This window comes from Alicyclobacillus fastidiosus, assembly GCF_026651875.1.
GTDB lineage: Bacteria > Bacillota > Bacilli > Alicyclobacillales > Alicyclobacillaceae > Alicyclobacillus > Alicyclobacillus fastidiosus.
The window spans coordinates 489,553-510,844 of record NZ_CP104067.1 but is presented as its reverse complement, the minus strand read 5'-3'; the positions used below and the strand labels follow the sequence as shown (position 1 = coordinate 510,844).

20 protein-coding genes and 1 pseudogene are annotated in these 21,292 nt (G+C 46.3%); 1 reads left to right on the top strand and 20 read right to left on the bottom strand.

Going from position 1 to position 21,292, the window contains the following annotated elements:
* Nucleotides 1–20: 20 nt before the first annotated feature.
* The 4 genes and pseudogenes from NZD89_RS02550 to NZD89_RS02535 form a co-directional block, all read right to left on the bottom strand.
* Nucleotides 21–263, bottom strand: coding sequence for a glutaredoxin family protein (locus tag NZD89_RS02550; protein ID WP_268006285.1), 243 nt, complete (start codon nt 261–263; stop codon nt 21–23).
* Nucleotides 264–381: 118 nt separating this feature from the next.
* Nucleotides 382–588, bottom strand: a pseudogene (locus NZD89_RS02545) (heavy-metal-associated domain-containing protein).
* A gap of 46 nt (nt 589–634) precedes the next feature.
* On the bottom strand, nt 635–3,010 hold the full coding sequence (locus NZD89_RS02540; RefSeq protein ID WP_268006284.1) for a heavy metal translocating P-type ATPase: 2,376 nt from the start codon (nt 3,008–3,010) through the stop codon (nt 635–637).
* A 19-nt stretch (nt 3,011–3,029) separates the two neighbouring features.
* On the bottom strand, nt 3,030–3,308 hold the full coding sequence (locus tag NZD89_RS02535) for a metal-sensitive transcriptional regulator (protein ID WP_284286062.1): 279 nt from the start codon (nt 3,306–3,308) through the stop codon (nt 3,030–3,032).
* 230 nt (nt 3,309–3,538) lie between these two features.
* On the opposite strand from NZD89_RS02535, the gene NZD89_RS02530 reads away from it, so the two are divergent.
* Nucleotides 3,539–4,189: a hypothetical protein gene (locus NZD89_RS02530; RefSeq protein ID WP_326492906.1), complete on the top strand. Its 651-nt coding sequence runs from the start codon at nt 3,539–3,541 to the stop codon at nt 4,187–4,189.
* An 80-nt stretch (nt 4,190–4,269) separates the two neighbouring features.
* Here the strand turns inward: NZD89_RS02530 and NZD89_RS02525 are convergent, their stop codons facing one another.
* From NZD89_RS02525 to NZD89_RS02450, 16 genes are all read right to left on the bottom strand, one after another.
* Nucleotides 4,270–4,773 carry a TVP38/TMEM64 family protein gene (locus tag NZD89_RS02525; protein WP_268006282.1) on the bottom strand — a complete coding sequence of 168 codons (504 nt, stop codon included), beginning with the start codon at nt 4,771–4,773 and terminating at the stop codon, nt 4,270–4,272.
* Nucleotides 4,774–5,185: 412 nt separating this feature from the next.
* Nucleotides 5,186–7,300, bottom strand: a complete 2,115-nt coding sequence (locus NZD89_RS02520; RefSeq protein WP_268006281.1) for a hypothetical protein — start codon at nt 7,298–7,300, stop codon at nt 5,186–5,188.
* A gap of 63 nt (nt 7,301–7,363) precedes the next feature.
* The gene (locus NZD89_RS02515) at nt 7,364–8,278 is read right to left on the bottom strand and encodes a hypothetical protein (protein WP_268006280.1); all 915 of its coding nucleotides are present in this window, start codon (nt 8,276–8,278) and stop codon (nt 7,364–7,366) included.
* 29 nt (nt 8,279–8,307) lie between these two features.
* Nucleotides 8,308–9,216: a hypothetical protein gene (locus NZD89_RS02510; protein WP_268006279.1), complete on the bottom strand. Its 909-nt coding sequence runs from the start codon at nt 9,214–9,216 to the stop codon at nt 8,308–8,310.
* 39 nt (nt 9,217–9,255) lie between these two features.
* Nucleotides 9,256–9,954 (bottom strand): hypothetical protein, encoded by a 699-nt coding sequence (locus tag NZD89_RS02505; RefSeq protein ID WP_268006278.1) that lies wholly within the window; start codon nt 9,952–9,954, stop codon nt 9,256–9,258.
* Nucleotides 9,955–9,982: 28 nt separating this feature from the next.
* Nucleotides 9,983–11,902, bottom strand: a complete 1,920-nt coding sequence (locus NZD89_RS02500) for a TnsD family Tn7-like transposition protein (protein ID WP_268006277.1) — start codon at nt 11,900–11,902, stop codon at nt 9,983–9,985.
* Between the two features lie 4 nt (nt 11,903–11,906).
* Nucleotides 11,907–13,568, bottom strand: a complete 1,662-nt coding sequence (locus NZD89_RS02495) for an ATP-binding protein (RefSeq protein WP_268006276.1) — start codon at nt 13,566–13,568, stop codon at nt 11,907–11,909.
* Complete coding sequence (locus NZD89_RS02490; protein ID WP_268006275.1) at nt 13,552–15,726, bottom strand: TnsB C-terminal domain-containing protein; 2,175 nt, start codon at nt 15,724–15,726, stop codon at nt 13,552–13,554. The genes NZD89_RS02495 and NZD89_RS02490 overlap by 17 nt, the downstream gene beginning before the upstream one ends.
* Nucleotides 15,710–16,564 carry a TnsA endonuclease C-terminal domain-containing protein gene (locus tag NZD89_RS02485; protein WP_268006274.1) on the bottom strand — a complete coding sequence of 285 codons (855 nt, stop codon included), beginning with the start codon at nt 16,562–16,564 and terminating at the stop codon, nt 15,710–15,712. Before NZD89_RS02485 ends, NZD89_RS02490 begins: the two co-directional genes overlap by 17 nt.
* Before the next feature lie 149 nt (nt 16,565–16,713).
* Complete coding sequence (locus tag NZD89_RS02480) at nt 16,714–17,001, bottom strand: hypothetical protein (protein ID WP_268006273.1); 288 nt, start codon at nt 16,999–17,001, stop codon at nt 16,714–16,716.
* A 69-nt stretch (nt 17,002–17,070) separates the two neighbouring features.
* Nucleotides 17,071–17,925 carry a tyrosine-type recombinase/integrase gene (locus NZD89_RS02475; protein ID WP_268006272.1) on the bottom strand — a complete coding sequence of 285 codons (855 nt, stop codon included), beginning with the start codon at nt 17,923–17,925 and terminating at the stop codon, nt 17,071–17,073.
* 266 nt (nt 17,926–18,191) lie between these two features.
* Nucleotides 18,192–18,362: a hypothetical protein gene (locus NZD89_RS02470; protein ID WP_268006271.1), complete on the bottom strand. Its 171-nt coding sequence runs from the start codon at nt 18,360–18,362 to the stop codon at nt 18,192–18,194.
* Nucleotides 18,341–19,060, bottom strand: a complete 720-nt coding sequence (locus NZD89_RS02465; RefSeq protein ID WP_268006270.1) for a hypothetical protein — start codon at nt 19,058–19,060, stop codon at nt 18,341–18,343. Before NZD89_RS02465 ends, NZD89_RS02470 begins: the two co-directional genes overlap by 22 nt.
* Before the next feature lie 314 nt (nt 19,061–19,374).
* Nucleotides 19,375–20,034: a four helix bundle protein gene (locus NZD89_RS02460; protein ID WP_268006269.1), complete on the bottom strand. Its 660-nt coding sequence runs from the start codon at nt 20,032–20,034 to the stop codon at nt 19,375–19,377.
* Between the two features lie 17 nt (nt 20,035–20,051).
* Entirely contained in the window at nt 20,052–20,354 is a 303-nt protein-coding gene (locus NZD89_RS02455) for a hypothetical protein (RefSeq protein WP_268006268.1), read from the bottom strand.
* 369 nt (nt 20,355–20,723) lie between these two features.
* Nucleotides 20,724–21,248, bottom strand: coding sequence for a GNAT family N-acetyltransferase (locus NZD89_RS02450; RefSeq protein WP_268006267.1), 525 nt, complete (start codon nt 21,246–21,248; stop codon nt 20,724–20,726).
* Nucleotides 21,249–21,292: the final 44 nt, after the last annotated feature.

Here is a 21,292-nt window from a genome sequence, read left to right as displayed (position 1 = left end):
AGACCCGTATTTAACTGCTCCTAACGCAGTAGGTCTTCAATTTCTTTACGGCTGGCCGCAAAACCATATAAAATCTTTCCGCCAATGACGAAGGTAGGTACGATGGATTTTCCCGTCAGTTTCTTCAACGCCTCTGCTTCGGATAAATCACTGACATCGTGATCCACGTAATCGATATTGTGGTCGGCAAGAAACTTCTTTCCTGCACTACAGTCAGAGCACGCTGGTGAACTGTAGACTTCAACCCTTGCATTTGTCGACATTTGTATTCCTCCTATCTGTCTTCATGATGCGAATCACCTGACGCACATTTATCGTTCAGCGTTTGCAAACGAAAGGGACAGCACGGTGTGCTATCCCTTCGGTCTCTGTTGATGGCTCTTACGCAACGTCGTATCCGGCATCTTCGACCGCCTGTTTCAGGACATCCACATTAGTTTTTGTATCATCAAAAGTCACTGTGGCCTGACCTTTTTCCAGGTCAACATTTGCATCTTAAACGCCATCCACGCCTTTGAGGGCCTTCGTGACAGAATTGACGCAACCTGCGCATGTCATGCCTTTGATCTCGATTGTCGTTGTAGTCATGAGAAAATTACCTCCTCGCATTTTTTCTTCCCACCCGCCGGGACACTTAGTCCTCAGACAGCTTCAAGCGTTTCAGTAACAAACTGTTTGATACGACACTCACAGAACTCAAAGCCATGGCTGCACCAGCAATAACAGGACTCACAATCCCGACCGCAGCAAGCCCGATCCCGATGAGGTTATAAAAAAACGCCCAGAATAGGTTCTGCCGTATCTTGCGCATGGCGGCTTTCGATAGCCGGATCGCACCGACAACCCCTTCTGTCTTTGCATTGATGAGAGCGATGTCTGCCGCTTCGAGAGCGACATCGACTCCGGACCCCATAGCGATACCAACGTCTGCCGCTGCAAGGGCCGGAGCATCATTGATGCCATCACCGACCATTGCCACATGAAGGCCCTGTTTCTTTAATTCCTCGACCTTTGCCGCTTTGTCGGCCGGCAGAACACCTGCGATCACATTGGTGATTCCGACCTCCTTGGCCACTGCGGTGGCTGTGCGTTCGTTGTCACCGGTAATCATCCAGACCTCAATGCCCATATTCTTCAGCCTCTGTACCGTCTCGGCAGCACCATCCTTGATGGTGTCGGAGATTCCCATGACACCAAGAAGTTTGTTGTCACCGGCAACCATCACCGCCGTCTTTCCGGCGTTTTCAAAGTTGGTCATTACGTCGTCAGGAAACTCCGTGACGCCATTTTCAATGAACCAACGGCGGTTCCCGATTCGAATCGTACGTCCGGTTACCATACCTTCGATTCCTTTTCCGGGAACGGCGTGAACATCAGCGGCTTTCTCGGGAAGAATACCTTGCTCTTCGGCATGTTTTACAACGGCGATCCCAAGCGGGTGTTCGCTCTGGGCCTCCAAAGCGGCCGCAGCCCGCAGAAGTTCCTCTTCCGACACACTGTTTGCCGTCCACACATGCGTTACTGCTGGCTTCCCGGATGTAATGGTTCCCGTTTTATCAAAAATAACAGCGTTCAGCGTATGGGCTTGCTCCAAGTGCTCGCCGCCCTTGATCAAGATCCCTGACTCAGCGCCAAGTCCCGTGCCCACCATAATGGCCGTCGGAGTAGCAAGACCAAGGGAGCATGGGCAAGCAATCACGAGCACTGCGACGGCCGCCAGGATAGCGTGCGGCCAATTCACGAGGAATCCCCATGCAAGCAATGTCACAAGTGCGATACCGAGTACCACAGGTACAAAAATCCCCGCAATCCTGTCAGCCAGTCGCTGAACAGGAGCCTTCGATCCTTGGGCCTGATCCACCAGCCGAATCACCTGAGCGAGCGCCGTCTCTGCTCCAACCTTGGTGACCTTCATCGTAAAAGCATTGGTCTGGTTCACGGAGGCCCCAACCACTGCATCGCCTGTATGTTTTGAAACCGGCATCGACTCACCTGTCAGGAATGATTCGTCGATTGCCGTGTTGCCATCGATAATGACGCCATCCGTCGGAACTTTCTCCCCAGGTCTGACACGAACCACGTCATCCACACGCAGTTTTTCAACGGGAACGTCCATTTCCTCACCATCACGTAGGACGTGAGCGGTCTTCGCTCCAAGCTTGGCCAACGCTTCAATAGCAGATCCTGATTCCACTTTTGCCCTCTCTTCAAGCAACTTACCCATAAAGATGAGTGTCACGACCATGGCTGAGCTATCAAAGTACACATCCGGTCGTCCGAGAAGAGTCAAGTACACGCTGTAGAAATAAGCTACCGACGTGCCGAGTGAAACCAAAACGTCCATATTGGCGGCGCCGCCACGAAGGGAATGATAAGCTCCTTTGTAAAAGCGCCATCCCACGTAAAACTGAACCGGTGTAGCCAGAATCCATCCTACCCAATTTGGCATGAAAGGTGGGTTACCTAAGAGCATATAGAGCATTTGAACGAAAAGCGGAAGTGTGAGAATCACTCCGATCCAGAACTTCATGACCTCTCGTCGATACGCCTGTTCCTTATGTTTGCGTTCTTCTTCGGTTGCGGTAGCCGAAGCCAATTTCGCAGAATACCCGGCCTTTTGGACTCCCTGAATGATGTCCTCCTCTTTGACAAGGCCAGGAATATATACAACGTGCGCCTTTTCTGAAGCCAAATTGACGGTGGCCGATTCAACTCCATCAATGCGTCCGACTACTTTCTCGATCCGACCGGCGCAGGACGCACAAGTCATTCCCTGAATACTGAGATCGATCTCCCTCGAAGGGACGTTATATCCGGTCGTTTCCACTCGGTCGACAACATCTTTCCAAGCAACATTGCCATCCGTGACGACCCGAAGTTTCTCGAAGGCAAGGTTCACATTTGCCTCCTGGATACCTGGGATCTTCGACACATTCTTCTCGATCCGTGCAGCACACGAGGCACAGGTCATTCCTTCTATCGGTAACGTGAGTTCTTTGATAGCACCCACGGCAAACACCACCTTCTTGTTACGACTTCGTGAACTGTCGAATCACATCCATTAGTTCCTCGATTTTGTCATCACCGTTATTATCTTCCATGGCGTCAGCGACACACCCTTTGGTATGCGATTCAAGCAACGAGAGACCAACTTGGTGAATGGCGCTTTTGATGGCTGCAATCTGCACCAAGATGTCAACGCAATAGCGGTCATCCTCGATCATCTTCTGGATGCCACGAACTTGGCCCTCGATTCGCTTCAGCCGGGATAACAATGTGTCTTTGTTGGAAGAGTATTTGTATGCCACGTTTATCACCTCATCGATTCAACATGGTTACCATACCCCCGTACCGTATATATGTCAAGACGACAGCCACCTAAGTGAGTTATTCCCGACCTCACTTTAGGACAAATGCACATACGTCATTCCTCTTATATATTTGTGTGACGAATCCGTAAGAGACCAAGACATGTGACTCATTACGAATATAGATTTGCACGTTTAAGAGCCCTAAGGAGACCAGGGAGGAACAATCCGTGAACCACCACGAATCGACGAATCCGTACTCTGCGAATCATATTTATTGGTCCGGTGCTTCGGGAGCCCAATACCCGCAGGTCCGTCCGGACAATCGGAAGATGGCTAAGCTAGACAGAATCCTTTCGTCATGGTCTGGTGCTCCCAAAAAAGGTGCACTCTTCGCCATTAAAAAATATGGGTTACCCGACGAACTCACCCGGAGTATGCTCATTTGGCACTATCGTAGGCCATGGAAATGTATCGTCATTCATCGAGACCCTGTACCACACAATTTTCCTATGCCACACCCGGATTTTTTTGAACAAACGATTAACTACCGGGTCCCACCAGAGCTTTTCGATGAAGTCGGCAAATATGACGGGAGTGTGAGGGTCGACCGTACGAAGGGAGAAGCATCTGCAAAATGCGACAAGGAACCGATGAACATTCTCGCTCTCAACCTGCTCAACGATATCGTGGTCGGAAAACGGTCAGTTGAGGAGGCCAGGATGTTCTACGCTGAGCAAGCTATCCAATTCAATGTCCATCACAAACCGTCACCATATACCAGCAGATTACTGTTCCCAATCCCCACAGACACTGCCGACCCGGATAAGCCTGTCGTTACGATGGAGCCAAGGATTGAGAGCAGTAAAGATGAAACGTGACAATGACAGATTGTGGTGTCGACTAAACGCTGAATGAGGCGTTAGCGATGTAGGTCTCGATGTAAAAAGAGCTGCATTGTTCATTTTTTGGTCAGTCTCCACCTCAATACCAGTCCGAGGAGCATCACAACACCTACGATAATCAGACCAATAAATGCGTATTTTTGCCCAATGACACTTCGATACAAAAGCGCAATTAGCAGCGTCGCTGGAAGAGTTCCAAGACCGGTAGTCCACGTGAACTGCCAAAGTGTAAGAGTCGTCAAACCTGAAGCGTAATTAAGGGCATTAAACGAAACCAATGGAATGAGACGCAAAACAAAGATTCCTGATACACCTCGGTTCACCATGAATTGATCAAACTTCTCTAGCGCACGTGTTGGCACAAAACGATTCACGATAGGTCTTCCAAGCCATCGGGCCAAGAAGAAAGCTGTAACCGTCAAATCAATTTCTTCCCTGACTCCCTCTCCCCTCAACCCTTTCAACCCCCTTGCCCCGCCTGGCTTTTCCCGACTTTCCCTCACTCTCACCCAATATCTGCCGTTAAATTCGATCCTTCCCTGGATCGCACCTTTTCCCACTCATTTATCTCCTTAATTGTTCCAGATTCATCGATTCTGCGTAAAATGAAGTTGTTCCCTGCGGATAGGGCGAAAAGAAGGGCTTGAGGGCGCAGGGAGTACAGATTTTGTCGTGTATTTTTTCGCGTTTTTGATCGGGCATGGTCTTGGAATCCTTGATATATCGGGCTTTTTCGCGTCTTATCTCCTTCCGAACTTCACCCTGTCTTTTCCCCGCCTTGCGCTCCCTTGCAACGCAAAAACGGGCGAATCCAGGCTTTTGACCCGAATCCACCCGTGCTGTAGGGAACAACTTATTTTACTCAGGGAAGAACTTATTTTGCTGGAGAAGAATTTGATTTTGCGAAGATATAGAAGCAGGGAAGATGGGAGAAGGGGAGAGATGTCTTCCCCATCAAGCTTTTAGCCTCGTTTATCCAACCTGCGGACGTAAAATGAACTTCAAAATGGAATATGAATTGTAGTCTCCTGATTGGATACTTCCGAATGACAGTAGTCTTTCGGAGGCACTCCTTGAAGACGTTTCAGGACTGGTAAGCATGTACAGCAATCCAAATGACAAAAAATAGGATCGGTGTGTCATGTCCAAAAGCTCATTATCTGGTCGGGCATTGTACGCTTTTTTAAGTTTTTCAAAGAGGGCTAACAAGGACTGGCGTTTTTTCTCAAACTTTACAAACTGGTCTTTTAAGTCCTCGTCCGTAGTTCCAAATGAATAACGTACTAATGCTTGAAAAACATTGTGGCATACAGTGTTTTCGGTAAATACCCCGAAATGAAACGGTGTACAGGATATACGAGTGTAGACGGCATTATCAGGAGCCGTGATCTCTGCAATTGGCTTACATTTCCCTTGAACCATTTCCTTATTGTTACTATTCTGATCGTAGAGTTCTAACAAACCCTCACGCATAACATACTCAGTTCGGAATGCCTGCATCTGACTATCGATGAACGCTCCACCCAAGTCAAGCAATAGTTTCCCAATATGCCCTGAACGAGCTTTACGAGTTAGCGGCTTGGTTTTACTTTCTAAAACTACAGTGTGATTTCCAACGACCGCAACACCGTCCGACTCGGCTGGTTGCCCCTGAAAGACATATTTACCAGAATGTACAGGCTCCCCTAATTGTTTTGTCATCCACTCCTGTATAAATCGTTCGAATGCTTCGCCCCAACTCCGTGGATGTCCTAAAAGTTCCTTTATCTTATCGTAAAGTCCAAAACAATCGATTGACGGAAGGGGCATGAAATACTCAAACTCAGTATTGGGGACATGTATCAACCATTCAGAGTCATCATCTATTCCTTCAATAGCAAATGGATGGTTGAACTCTTTGTTTAGGCACTTGGTAGTAGATAGCATTGTCAAATAGGCTATCACCACGTCCCGCTGAACCTTTTTTCTCAGTCGCTTACACAGTTCATCTCCCGCTAACCTCGGTAACGCTCCTGGAGACTTCAAATATTGAATCGCCATCGCAATAATTTCACGCGAAATAATCATAAACGACTGCTTATCAATACCGACAATAGCCTCGATCTTGTCCTGATATGAATCCAATATTGAATCCAACATCACCAGAGTACTCTCTGGGGGATACTGAAAATCTTTGTATAAGGCATCATGAAAAACACTCTTTTGAAAGTACGGTATTGGCTCGTTAAGAAACATCAATTGAAACTGGTTATCAATGCGAAAGTCATATAAATTCAGGAGGACGGATGCTATATTCTCGATTACCCCAATTGTCTCAGGATATCCCTTTCCTACTGGAGCATCAGTTGTGGTAGCCATTTTGATCGCAAGGTGATAGAGAAACTTTCGGGTTACTTTTTGCGTTGGGGCAAACAAATCTGTTTCCGCGTCAAATGTACTCTTATACTCCGACAACATATGATCAAGGAACCTTACAGATCCATATTGTAGAACTCTTGACTCGATACGCGCGAACAGAATCAAAGCAACTTCTTCTCGATTTTGCAAAATCCCGTTCTCGATCAGTGCTTCTTTGACATGATCCTCAACATACAAGACAGTGTATGCATATCGCCAGAGTTCTGGGTGTAACCGTTGGCTATGTTCGAAGCGATCGTAGTTATGCCCTAACCGTGTAATCCATACAGTCAGAATTATGATCTTCGTCAGGGTCACGTCAGATATCGGATTCCCCTTGTTACGTGTATCTTCTGGATTAGGACGAACATATTCACTAAATCTCTCGATATAATTCCAAATGGTACGAACGTCATCCCCAACCTTAATATGGCGGTACAGATAGTATTTCTTTAATTCATCAATCACTTGACGCAACTCAATTGCATCAATATGTTTGATCCGTCGTTGAAGTCTCTGCTCAACGACATCTAAAACCTCTTTGGTAGTTCGTATGTTTTCATTCGCAGGTTTCACGCGAAAGAATTCGTAAATTTGGTCCAAATCTACGGAACCTTGATGCATATTCAAGCGACATTCAGCGTGCGTTGCGATACGGTCGATTGTTTCAGCCAGTTTCTTTATGTCCATTTTCACCTTTCCAGTCAAGTTGAATCCTACTTCCATGAAAAAGCAAACGTCCGCATTTCTTACCTATTGGAATGAACTGCATTCGTACTCCTCTTTGCTCTTGGTAAGCCGATACAAAGCGAATATCAAATATATAAACAATGCAATTAGTTCGCTGAAAAATAATCCAATTAAAAGCCATTTTATGAAGGTATCATTGTATACATTTTTCGGACAGGGTAGGTAGATGCTGGGGTACCCTATTCCAACTATGCACGAGTAGATCAATACAAATAAACCGCTCCATAGCCCTATTGGTTTGCCGTAGTCTCCAAGGATCTTAATCTGTCCATCCTTCTGCATTTTCAATATATGAACCTCATCGCGTAGTCTATCTCGCTCCTTTACCTTTTCTCGATAAGTCTGTATCCTCGCATTGCTGATAACTGGAATATCTAAAGGTAATGGATACGAAAATACAGATGCCAGTGTGTTTTCTCGCTTGGCTGACAGCTTCTTTAAGGTGTTATAGGTGAGTTCATACCATTCTTTTCGGTGAGACAACTTGAAGGAGACACCTGACGCAAATTCATCGAAGGTTAATGAAGTTATATCATCTTCGCTGGACTGTATCAGGTCCATAAGTTCTTCTTGTATCTGCTTCAATTCGTCAATATAAGGCTTCAATTCTTCTGCAGACGGATAATAACGGTTTTTGTCGTCAGCAAGAAGCTCATCCAGCGACTTTTCTTCTAACAATATCTTCTCGTGATTATCTCTGATGAAGTCCTCTACATCTTGTTCCAACAACGTAAGTTCGACTCGTTTGAGCATTGCTTCCTTGGCTGACAAATCATTGTTTATTTCTCTCAAACGTCTTTCAATTCCGCCTCGTTCACTTGAAATAGCTATTACTCTACTGACCAGGAATCCGCCGATAATGGCAACCAATGCCGCAGTAGCGGTAATTATGGTCGATACTAATATATCTAAATCCATGGGAATTCCCCCTACGTGTACTGATTTCACTAAACTTCATAGTCACCAAACGATTCGTAGCCCTCCTTTGCGGTCATCATTAGTCCATTAAGGGTAGAATAATTCATTTTGAAATAATCAACATATTCATGAGGGTAATATTTCTGTAACACCTTGTCCAAATGATCGTACAGTGCTCTTTTATAGGCATCAATTGATTTATATGTGATTCGGTTCCAGATGCTTATGTACCCTTGCATATCCAAATTGCTGTCTTTATGAGCCGCAACCTTATCTCTTATAAGCCTAAACGAGCACGTCTTTTCGAGATTACGTATCGTGCTAAGAAGCTGGCGATATTCTTGATTGGCATAGTCCGTGTTGAAGTCCTTTAGACCTTTGACATCACTGCCCCCATTGAACAAAATGAACAGGCTCGACAATTCAACGATAATGTATTTGCCGAGTAGCTTCTTCGCGTAGTCGTTAACAAAGGTCATTAAATTGCAAAGCATCATCATCATGTTAATATCTTCAACTGTCATCGCCATTATTTGTATCACCTTTTGCACGTTCGCGGTTGATGTTACCGTATTAGTTTGAATCATTACCGCTGTATTACGTTCCAGCACGCGGAGCGGGTTGGTGGTGATGAATGGGTCGAAGTTTGGAAGAATATGTGCTGGCAGATCCCCTTCAGCAATAATTCTCGCCGTACGCTTTCGGCTTACGTCATTTGCAACTAAGTAGCAACGTTTTTGAGCTTCAATTTCGTTTTCGTAAATATTCTCCGTCTTTACCCTAAATTCTCCGAGTGTATCGGAAATTACCGTTGACTCAACTTCACTCCGCTGAAGCACTTGCACTGGTTCAATGTGATATGACGCAGGATTAAGTAGATCCTGATCGTCGTTTACGGTTATCACATACTTGGGTTTTTCCGTATTGCTCATGCTCATGCCCATCCCCCAAACGACAGCGAATTCATTACTCCTGGATCAATCCCAAAAGCAAAAATCACCTGATTGCATTGAACTTAACTTTGAAACATACAAAGACGGATTGTTCTTGATTTTTGTTTGAAGTTTCTGCCCCTTCTTCCGATGGTTTGGATGATAGCATCCAATGAGTGGATTTCGAGGGGAAAGTGGTAGGACTGTCTCATATGCATCTAACCCTACCGCTAAAAACAGCCAGTCTTCGGGGATAACCTGAATTTCCCTTGATAAATACAATCGAGAACATATCGATGTTGTTCTTCGTTTCAATGGCACCTTAGTCTTTTCGTCTCTCTTCTGACTTTCGCATTTAGCAACTTCTGTCCACAGAATCGGTCCGTCCAGTTGTAGGTGCTTTAGAATGGTTCGAATCGGAGGATAGAATTTCCCCACTTCTCCAAACCCTTCACTTTCAAATCGATTTAGCAAATTCTTGTAAGATAGTGCCTTCTGACTAAGCCATTTTTTGTAGTCATCCTGCTCATCTACGTCAGACCAACCAGGGTTCATACCGATTACAACTATGCCAGGTGAATTAGAATTCCTGTTTTCGTGTTCAAAGTAGAGACATCTCGGAATTTGTCCTGTGGAAAGGTTACATACAATGTCCTCACCACTACATTGATGATTGCAATAAATCATCTCGTTAGCAATTCTCTCGATTTCTTCTTCTATTTGAGAGACAGAATACTGGATCACACTACCACCTCAAATCTCTTGACGTTAGCTACCTTCCAAGCGTGTTCTCCCCTTCATGATACAGCCTTATCTTCTCTGCCGCCTCTCCCCGAATTCCAGCTTTTCTGACTATCCTCCACCACTGCAAATCCTGTCCTTCTCGCTCAATCTCCCGAATCGCCCACTTGATTCGCCGTAACTGAAAATCCTCAACAGTTTCCTTCACCGACACCAAGTAGAATTTCGTCTGCGGCATCTTGTTCAAACGCTTTTCCAGCAGGGACAAATAGCCGATTCGTTTCCCTATCCTGCTAATTGAAATCCGCTCTGGCTTATCTTCCGATGTGAGTATCCTCGTCACTTCAGTCCGTACCAAAGCAAGAATTTCCTCGTCTCGCTTGCCCCAGTCAACCCGCGAATTTGTCGTGATTACCCGTTTTGGTTTCGGCGAATGTTCTATCAACCAACTCTTATCATTGCGATAAAGCCATGTGTACAACGCCTTGTTCATGTGCCTAAGTTTAGTTCGTGACTTCTGCTCGTTCTGTCTCATCAATTCGATCCAAGCTTGCCGCCGACGCTCCCGAAGGTCATCGGGGACAGCAGGTGATTTTGTCAGACGGGTTTGCTGTGCAAGATCAGCATACTTCTTTACCGTGTTGACATCGACATGCAGTCTTCGAGCAATCTCCCGTAAGCTCAAGTCTTCTTTTAAGAGTTCACTGAGTTTATGCTCCCACACCACACCCAGAGCCTTTATCCTACCGCTCCTGTACTTGTCATCCGCTTCAGTGTCTGGTCCCTTCCGCGCATAGACAAACCCGCACGAACACGAAAAAGTTCCAATCGGGCTCTTTATCTTGCTGTCGTAACGAATCGACAAATCCTCAACAACAGGTTGCTGATAATGGTCGGCGGCTGGATTTAAACAAAGCCACGGGGATGAGCCAAAAGGCTGATACACTGGCTCTTTTACGAAGAGGTCATCCAAACTGATTCCGAGAAACTGCATCAGGAGCAAATGTCGTATTGGATGAAACGTCTTACGATGCTTTCGCACTATGGCGTTCAGCCAGTTGTCCTCTCGATCTGAAACGGAAGATTGCATAACCTCCAGAAATGGTTCCCCGTAATAGTTTAGAAACTCTCGTCGAAACTCCACTTGTCTTACGTGACCATGGACATTGGCAAGTCCGATCTCCTTCAGCCGCGCAACATAGTGGTTCGCAAACCATTCCATCGGACGATTTGGATAGCTGGAGTTGAGTAACTTATCCACATTATCCACAAGCATTCGATATTTTGTGGACAACTCGTCATCTTCTAACAATATGGTTATCTTTGAAACGGCATTGTCCCATGCTGATGGGGCATCTTGGATGAAAAGCTCTTCGGTGTTACCGTTGTTCTCCCGCATGTCCTGTTGACAATCTTCGCGAGCGGCAGAGATGAACTCATGTCGATTCAGGGGTAAGAATCGACTTCGGCACAGCGGAATCCTATGAGTCGGACATATATAGACCCCAGATACTTGATGAACTCGATGCCAATACGGCTCTCCCCAACGTATCCTATCCTCTTCAAAACATTTACCGCAGTATTTGAGCGTCTTATCAGTGCTTATTGAACTTGCCATAATACCGAGCCGCCCGTGTACGGAGTGCCCAATATCGCCTTTCATAGACTCCAAAACCAGACTCGCTCGTTTTGGAGGCAGGAAGGCACTATAAAACGGGTATAGGGTGTGCTTCTTGATCAACCCATTGGCTGTATAAGGATGACGTAGAGGAAGATGCTCGATCAAAGCGTTGAAATGAGCAGGCAGATCAATGACGGCGGTAACAGTAGTGGTTCCGTACAAATCCATGATGGTTGCTTTTGGACTGATGTTTCCGCTTTTCAGGTGAAACCGACCTAACACACTATAGAAAATCTCATCGCAAAACGGTGTTAAAAAGAACGCAACCAACCTCTCACCCCACGACAAACAGAGGATCGTCGGAAGTTGGCTTAATGATCCCGTTCTGTTTTAACACTTCATAGGCACTCAGTCCCTTTTTCTTGCCCTCTGCAACAGCAATACGAATGTCTCCCTGGACAGTTTGCCCCTTCAACGCAGACCGTTCATCAGTTTTATCCGAAGCACCTTGGGCATGAAGAGCCAAAGCAGTTTTGACAACGGTCGGCACGGTCAGAGTTCCCTTTCCCTCCATCACCTTCTTAACCAGTCGTTTGGCTGTCGCGGGCGATATTTCGAGTTCTATCAACTTGATGATGGACTCTTTCTCGACACTTGTTGCCTGACGTTCAACTTGTTTCTTCTTTGCCACCTGTAGCTCCTTGATCTTCTCGCTCACCCTGATGGATGACGACTCCCGCTCGATGAAGGAACTGATGTCGATGGGTTGAATATCTTCGTATTTCGCAAGTTCACGCACGTTACCAGATCGTAATGAAGAGAGCATGGGCTGAACCAAACGCAGTTGTTCGTTAGCCACCTGCCGAAACAAGGACGCACTCAACGTCTCTTTTCCAGAGGACATGGCACGGATCTGAGCCATAACAAAAATCTTGACCGCAATATCCACGATCCCCTGGCTGAGATCATACAATTCGGCACTCAATTCGGGTGTTAAAGTCACGGGTTTTCTAACCCATTGATAGTCCCAAAGTCCTTCTATTAACAAATCCCAACTTGCATCCTGCTTCATTCGCTCCCAAACCATGTCTCCTTGCCCACTGCCGCGCCTTGCCTGTCGAAACTGTGACTGGAGTACCCCCGCCGCTTTATTAGTTCCGATTAGAACCACTGGGATTCCAATGGTATTGACCAGGGTGACGAAGTAGTTCAACATTTTCTCCGCTCCCTGGCTCTTGGCGGTACTCAAGTGTTGTATCTCGTCAATGACAAGCAAACCCAATCCATATGTACGTGAAATCTGAGACATGGCAGGTTGAAGTGCACTAATTGGGTAACGTGCAGATCCGTATTGGCGGTAATATCTCGTGCCCAACAACAAATCAACATTTCGAAAGAAGTCTATGGTTAAACCCTTGATTGATCCATCGTGAGGACAATCGATTTTCAGCCAGGTTATTTGATACGCACTGTATGGGATACCCTGATATTCGGAATGAACAATCACTTGGGGATACAGCGACAGTATTCTGTTAATGGCTGTGCTCTTCCCCAATCCGCTCGGTCCGATAATCGTCAGTGCTGACTGAGAACGAAAACCCTGATTTCCGCTTGCCTCTACATGACGGCTCCTAATCCATTCTTGTGCCCCGTCGATTTGTTCCAGGAATCCAGGTCGAATTGGGTTTCGGTACACATACCCCTGTCGGATCAGGCGTGAAATCCTACTTTCCAAGTCGAGGTGCACAGACAGGGGTTGAAAATACTGAAAAAGACGTTGTACCAGGTGGAAGCGAATATGTGTCTCCAACTGGCGTTCGGTAGGATCAAAAGGCGGATAGACGGCTAATTGATCGATGACTTCCTCCTGTGACAGAATCGGTGGCAGTGCTTCAATATACGGATGGTATCTGTAATCAAAAACATCCTGGTCTCGATATTCTGCAATGACGGCTTCACAACCATTCGGAATAACAACCTTATTCGTCGCTTCCATCGAGTTTCTCCCTCTGCTTTTTCTTTAGTAAAGCCAATTCAGGGTTGAGTTCATCTGCTATAGCCCCTGGACTCATTGAGACAACTTGCCCCTCGCTTTGTGATTTTGACTTGTCCAACACAAAGGCATCTGCCTTGCGATTCAACGCTTTCTCCACATGACGATTGATGCGAATATCGCGAACTCGCTTGCTCTTACTCTCGCCCGCGTTGCGCTCCTGTTTTGTCATCCGTTCCGCGTCCTTGATAATGTCATCAATCTCAGTTAAGAGATCCACTTTTCGCTGTAGCATCCTATCCTCGTTTGCTTTTCGGTCGAACTTCTCTTGCTCAAAGAGATGCTCGATTTCCTCCAGTGTTTTGTCCCGATAACGGGCTTGATGGTCGAGTAAGTGACACTTTTCAAATCCCTTGCCGTCCTCCTGCGGGATGTAAATGTAGTTCAGATTTCGAGGGTCGTAGGATACAGTAGTTTTTATACTCCTCCCATCATTGCTGGCTTTCTCGAACCATCGCTCCATCAAAGCTCGCCGAGAGGAGTAAAACATCCCTTTGAATCGAATCCCTCGCGCTGTGATGCTCGCTGTAGCAGTAGGCATGAGATGCAAGCGCATCAAATCTTCGGAGATTGAGCGAAGTTTACCAGCACGATTCTGAATCCCCCAGTTCCATAGTTTCAGTGGAATGGGTTCCACTTCGTCTTCGATCATTAACGAATCGCGTTGATATGAATTCATCCAATGGTGGTTGTTATGGTGCAGGATCGCGCGAATCATGATCTGGGTGAACTGATGGAGATCAAGGGTTGCGTCCAATCGATAGTCGTGGGAACCACGTTCCTGAAAGTCGGGTTGAATCCCACCAGGCAATATGGGCTTTACGTACCCGTTTATAGTTTCGAAAAAACGTTCCACAATTGCCTTCATCTCTGGTCTGTAGGAACCCGTTGTCATCACTTTGATGTTCAGATTGCGAATCATCGGCTCCGCCATTTTACTGGCAATCTCGCCCTGATCGGCTAACAAAGCTTCAGGCAAGTGATGAACTGGAAAATGTTCTTCGTCAATCTGGATGCCGTACTCCTTGCAGAATTGAACCTTGTTTTGTGCGACATTGTAGAGTGCACCCATTGCACTAATCCAACTGGGACCTTCGAGACCAACATGTAACCCACACACCATATGAGAAAAGGTATCTACAATGCCATAAACGACGGGTCTGCCGATGACCCAGTTACGGTTGTATCTTGAGACAAGATACACGTCTGCGATGGTGGCATCGATTTGAAAAATGCTACCTGGACCATAAGCCTGCGATGTCGAGTCCCCCAATAAAGACCGATGACCTTGAAGGTAGTTCTTCTTGGATTGCCGAGCAGATATTTCGCGTTTCCAATCTCGTTCTTTGTAAAAATGATATTTAAATTGACCCAGAGTCGGGGTCTCTGCGGATGACTGCAAAACCTGTTGCCTTGTACCGTCATCACCCTGCTCCTGAACTGAATAATACTCACGGCGCATCAATTCGTAGGTGCGAACAAGGGGCAAACCTTCTCCATAATAAAAACGGTTGATGGCGACTCGAAAAATGCGTTTGGTGTCCTCATCCACGTTGACCCCCTGTCCGACAATCTCCCCAAACTTTCGTGGGCGACCTCTCTTTCTTCCTATTAAATAACCACTTCGGTTGATTGCCCCCAACTTGTAATCGGGTAGAAGTGCATTCTTGTGTTGTCCGCGTTGCCAGAATCGTCGCAGATACGAGCGAATGGTCTTTTCACTGACCCCACATGTCTCGCGTGCCTTTCTTATTGCCTCTGCCCGAAATCTCGGATAGAACACGTTCGGTTGAGTCCCTGCCCCCGCCACCACTTGAACGATCTCCCAGGCTTTGTCTCGAATTGCTCGCTCTTTTTCAGTCATAGATTCTTCAGTAACGACTCTTTGGTGTGGGTCGTCCGAACAGATATAGGCTTGTCCTGCTGACAACAATGCCAAGATGGTATCCACTCCCCTGAATTCTGGAAGACTGGATTGTCCCAGGATCTCAATGGTCACAACTTTTTCCTGATGTTCATGAATCCATAGCACTCGCTCGATGTGACCTGGCGAGCCATCTTCAGTCGTGAATTGAATCAGCATGTTAACGGTCAACTGCATCTCGCATCTCACTCCCATCCGTCATCAAATCAGTGCCTCGAACCACCTGATTTACTGGTTTGCCCAGGTCGATACGTTCGTCCATGTCTACTAACACCTGTTTATTGGCGATCAGGTGACGAAACAACAGCAAGCCCGACCCAGGTTCGAGGTTGAACTGACTGTCCAAAGCGTTGGTCACATCCCTCGCGGACTTGTGGCTGGAATCCAACCACTCAACAAGGATTCTCTTCAATCTTGAAACGTCATGCGTAGAAAAACCGTCATTCAAGTTCTTTGCTGAATGCACCCATTCGATATTCTTTGCTCTGGTGACGTTGATATCGTGTTGGGTGACAATGCCCCAATCAATCTGCTTTTCTGCAAAATAACGACGCGTTAACTCGAACCGTTCCAAGACTTTCGACTTCTCCAACTCGGCGGCGGCTTTCACGCTCCGAGCGATGTACCGCTTATTCCCTTCTGCATTCGTCAAGGTGAGGAGAAAGGTCACGGTCAAAACGTATTGAGTCCCACTCTCCTTGTCGCGATAGTTGTTCCAATTGATGTCACCCCAACAGTCTGCAAGTACGTCTTCTATATCGATCAGTGGATAATGTTCGCGGATATCCCAAACCAAAGCCCCGTCAAATTCGAGCAGGTAGAAGTAGCGAGTCTCAATATCACTTAAAAAGTGATGGATACGACCAGTCTTCCAGCCCTTGATGCGACTGGAACGACCGTTCGAAGGGTAATCCTGTGTGGTAAGCCAGGGGCGATATCCTTCCAACTCACCCTGACCCCTTCCTTGCTTCAGCCACTTGTTCATCTTCTCTTCTGTCCACGGCTGTTTCGCCATTGTTATCACATCCCTATCTTCAGACAAAAAAGCGAGCGTCTTGCCTATAAGCGATGCTTCTCCGTTTTTTTTAAGGAGAATCGCTTGGCAATACGCTCGCCTATGCACTGTCATATCATGAATCTGGTCAGTTCAGTGACTCAGGGCTGTTATTGAATGTAACTCAAGACATCTGAAACAAACGCTTCATCATCAATGGACATACCCAATGTCCTGAATGAAACCCATTTCCCATCAGACTTTCTCTGCAGTCGAAAGGAACCTTTATCGCTCTGCGTCCGTATGTCACCAATGATATTGCAACGTCGTGAAGAGGAAAGCACGTTGATGAGGTCTGAGTTTTTCGGATGCACTCGAATGACACATCCCGCATCCGTAAGTTTCTTCAGCAGTTCGGCGACCTTAATATGTTTCACATGATAAGATCCCTGATTCACTCGTCATCCCTCGTTCTCTTGAAATGCCATGGCACTTCTTGACTGCAAGACCAATTTTCGGACCACACATCACAGTAACTCAGCTTTTCTCTTCAGTTCTTCCCTACTGGGGTGACTGTAAATGAGGGTCGTACGAATATCGCGATGTCCACAGCTATTGGCGACCTCATGAATCGAAAAACCGACCCTTAAACATTCCGTGGCATAGAAATGTCTGAGCATATGGGGGGTCACTGTATCACTGAACCGCTTGAACAGTTTGTTTATCACTGTTCTATCTACCCTCTCGCTTTTTCTCGATGAAAAGAGGTACTCACTGTCCGACACACGTACCTTTAAATACGCCCGTATCGCATTCACAATTTTTGTGTTTAGGTACACTGTCCTCTGTTTACCGCCCTTACCTCTACGAACAATAAGCTCTTTCGTCTCCAGACTCAGGTCTGTAATTTTGAGGTCAAGTGCTTCTGAAATTCTGGGTCCCGCATACGCCAAAAGGGTGACTAAAGCGTAGAGTCGTTTGTCTCCCGCCTCCAAAATCCGCTGGCGGAAGTTTTCCACATCGGATTTTTCAATGACACAAGGATTTGCAAAGTCGAGTTGAACCTTAATGAGATCCGACTTCTCAACTACAATATCGCTCTGTATTCCTTTATCAACGAGGAACTGATTAAAAGAGGATAACGCACTCAAGCACCTGTTCACAGTCTTTGCGTTGAGATGCCGACCTTTGAACTTTTTGACATTCAGCAGATAAGTCTTGTAGTCAAGGATGTTTTCGCGGTAAAGCCGCTGACAGTCCATCCCGTATGTATCGGAAAACCACCGAAAATATTGCTGGACATTGAGAGTGTAGGTCTTGACCGTGTTTTCACTCTTTCCTTGAGCGAGGAACGCCGAAAACTCTTCAATCAGCTTTTCCATGCGTCGCCTCCCTACCGTCTGGAATTCTGTTGCATTTTCCACGGTATAGAATTCTTGTAGTTCTGTTGCAAATCATAGCCAAATTCTAACTCCAGAGGTATCTGAAGAGCAAGACTTTGCAACAGAATTCACGTTCTGCCGCATACACTACGTTTTGGGAATCATCCATTGAGTTCAGCATAAGTGACATTCTGTTGATTGGCGATAGCCATACCCAACCGAACGACAAGGGCTGGAGTCACTTTGACTGACCCAGCCCGCCGTCATCAAACAAAATAGTACATGTCTGTCTCTACTCCACCTGGCTCATCTGGAGCAGTGTGGAACACGTCACTCCTACCGATAAACCACGTCACATGCTTCACTGCAATTGCGTCAAAATCACGAAACGCCTTCGGGATAACATAGTTGCCGCTTATGAGAACGTAGTGTGCCACAAGTAGAGCATCCTGAAAAAGTACGCTTCCTGTTCCGCATTACATTCGAGCATGTCTTTAATGCTATAGGAGTGCCCCGCATCCTCACCGCCGCGAAAATCTTTCGCACAAATTTGATATATGGCATCTTTGACTTTAATCACTGGAACCGCTTCTATGTCGTATCGATACTGCAGGATTGAAGCGATATGAGACAGTCTTTCTGATGCCAAGCTTTGTCTCAACTCTACCTCATTTGGATGAATCCGCTCGGCAGGCGACATATTCGAAATACACGTTTGCTGAACACCTTCTGGAAATGTTGCAACCACTGCTTTTTCCTCATTATCCATAGGATAGTCAGAAGGGAGTTGGCTCACGAAATACGTCCATATTTTCAATGACTCTTCATCCGCTTTTTTCTGGATGATTTTATTGGACTCGTACCAGATCGATATATTCGAATCGGGTTCTTCGCCCTTTAACACAAGTTCATAAGAGCCATATGGATAGAACGAAATGGGGGTAACCTTGACTCCGTACCGATACGTTAAAATTGAGGTAATGTGGCTAAGCTTTTCGCACACCAAGTAGTGTTGAAGTTGCTGGATCGTCACGCTTTTCTCTTTCATGTTCATGCTCATTAGAAACTCTCCTTTATCCATAGTTTTGATTTGATATCCTTTGTACATCGCTGACCCAATTAAATGCCCTGGCATTGTCTTCCCTCCAATCCTTGACGGTTTCGCACCCTTGAAGCAAAACAAAAAAGCTGATTTGCGGCAAAGGTGAGTAACCTGAACATTAACTTCCAAAACTCTGCAGACAGTCATACTAAGCCTGTAGAGCCATTGGAAAACATTAAATGTTTCAGTTAATCACCTCTCGCGCAAACCAGCTTTCGCGGTTCTATCGAGAGGAAAATAGTTTAAATCTCTCATATAGTATTCAATTGTACACGCGAATACTACCATCAATTTCTCATATTGTCAACAATCTATTTATCAATGCTAATTGAGGTTCTTCATGATAACTACCTTCTACGATATCGCCACTGCCCTTCCTCCCTCGGCACATCAGGTAAAAATCGACCTTCATCGTTGGTCATCATCCGTAGTTGATCTTCTCTTCTCATCACTTCCACACGTTCTGCTTTCGATTGCTCTATCCATTGAAACACAGCGACTTCAAAATCAAAATCGTCATCGTGCACTTTCGATCCCTCCTGTTTGGCTCCAGAATAGGGCGAAAGCTTCTGCTTGTCCAGGGTCCTTTTGCGAGAGCGGGGAACAGAAGAAGAGTGATTGATCTCCTTTTGGACCTTCCGTATGAGGGCAATGATCAATCGGATGACTTCTTGAGTAGCTTCATCCAACTCATCATGCACCTTTTGATTGATGAAGTCCAAACGCAAGCATAAATTGAGCCAGGATCTCAATTCATCAGAACTACCCCTTGCTATGGAGTAAAAGCTGAGAGTCTTACGCGGGAAGCACGAACTGTTCCCTTCAGCCAGGTTTGCCGCTATTGACGAGGCGCACCTTGTCATCTGACTGATAGTCCCATATTTCTCCTGCGATGGTAGTTGCTTTGTGATTCTGAAAACACTCACCGCCAAGGATTGAGCTTTCTGCCATGCAATTAAGCGGCGGAAATCTCTTGAGTCAAAATCAGCGTTATTCCCGTTAGCCAATGTTCTACACTGCCTCCTTACATCAAGGTCATTTGATACAAGTCGCTTAATTTCTGTATCTGTTCTTGGGTATCTTGGTACATGGCTTCACTCGCAAGAATATGTGTCGTCAATTCGCACTCCATGATCTCAACGCGAAGCGTATCCAGCACCTCAACTTCCGTGCCAATGAAGGAGCAATTCAGAAAGGATTCCTTGAGGTCTAAAGCTTCTTGGCGCATGTTGAGTAATTCGTCAATGGATTTCGAGGTTAGGGAGTGTAGGAAGACCTGATTACGGAGGTCGTCCAGTCTTTCCATGATGTTTTGCATCGTCGTCAATTTCGCTCATCCCTCCCTTCATGGCGGTTGCCTATAGTTTGATCATAGTTCTTGTCAAGCCTTGAGACTACGGATTTTTGGTCGAATGCTGTCTGAGCAGGGGGTGTAAAGAGGATGGGTGTTGACAAGGGATTTGACGCGAGATGACAGGAATAGAATCGGAGTCATGATGCGGGAGTGATGCCCTCTCCGATGACATGCTGGTGAAACTGGCGTTTGTAAAATGCCCTAAACGCCAAAAGACGCGGCTTTGGGCTTTAACCGCATCCGCGTTTTCGGCGATTATGTAGTTAGAAGGGGGCACATTCGCCACCCGTGAGTGCAAAAGCGAAGGAACATTCATCTCGGAAAGTAGGGTGATTTAATTACTTACACCTGACGCTCTATTGCATAGATCCGTACCCTGCGACCGCATGACGGATCTATGGTTTCTCGGTTTAAATACATGCCGAGCTTTTGCATGATGCGTTCGGAAGCACCGTTGCCTATCTGGCATATGCTAAGAATCTTACTAAGATCGCAATTTTCAAATCCGAATCGCAATGCCTCTTTTGCCGCCTCAGTGGCAATTCCATTCCCCCAGAACGACCGATCAAGCCGCCAACCTATTTCAACAGCAGGCATCACTTCGGGTAAGAACGTAGGCACAGAGACCCCGACAAAACCAGCTAATTCACCAGCATCACGCATCTCCACGGCAAATAGACCAAAGCCCTGTGTCTCCCACATTTCTTCACAGCGTTCGATGAAAGTCTTAGTCTCGTCCTCCGTTCGTGTTGCTCCTCCCCCAATCCACCGCATTACCTCTGGATCAGCATTTATCCTTGACATCGGAACAATATCCCGCTCGCCCCATCTGCGTAGTAACAGTCTTGGTGTTTCCAAAATGGTCATCGCCCCATATCCCCTTTCAGCTTCACCCTACCCTCAAGTTGGTC

What these genes read in the sequence shown, in the direction of transcription:
- NZD89_RS02485 (WP_268006274.1), bottom strand. Translation starts at nt 16,564, where the DNA reads ATGGCGAAACAGCCGTGGACAGAAGAGAAGATGAACAAGTGGCTGAAG.
- NZD89_RS02465 (WP_268006270.1), bottom strand. Translation starts at nt 19,060, where the DNA reads ATGCCAGGGCATTTAATTGGGTCAGCGATGTACAAAGGATATCAAATC.
- NZD89_RS02550 (WP_268006285.1), bottom strand. Translation starts at nt 263, where the DNA reads ATGTCGACAAATGCAAGGGTTGAAGTCTACAGTTCACCAGCGTGCTCT.
- NZD89_RS02490 (WP_268006275.1), bottom strand. Translation starts at nt 15,726, where the DNA reads ATGCAGTTGACCGTTAACATGCTGATTCAATTCACGACTGAAGATGGC.
- NZD89_RS02520 (WP_268006281.1), bottom strand. Translation starts at nt 7,300, where the DNA reads ATGGACATAAAGAAACTGGCTGAAACAATCGACCGTATCGCAACGCAC.
- NZD89_RS02495 (WP_268006276.1), bottom strand. Translation starts at nt 13,568, where the DNA reads ATGGAAGCGACGAATAAGGTTGTTATTCCGAATGGTTGTGAAGCCGTC.
- NZD89_RS02450 (WP_268006267.1), bottom strand. Translation starts at nt 21,248, where the DNA reads ATGACCATTTTGGAAACACCAAGACTGTTACTACGCAGATGGGGCGAG.
- NZD89_RS02515 (WP_268006280.1), bottom strand. Translation starts at nt 8,278, where the DNA reads ATGGATTTAGATATATTAGTATCGACCATAATTACCGCTACTGCGGCA.
- NZD89_RS02510 (WP_268006279.1), bottom strand. Translation starts at nt 9,216, where the DNA reads ATGAGCATGAGCAATACGGAAAAACCCAAGTATGTGATAACCGTAAAC.
- NZD89_RS02475 (WP_268006272.1), bottom strand. Translation starts at nt 17,925, where the DNA reads ATGGAAAAGCTGATTGAAGAGTTTTCGGCGTTCCTCGCTCAAGGAAAG.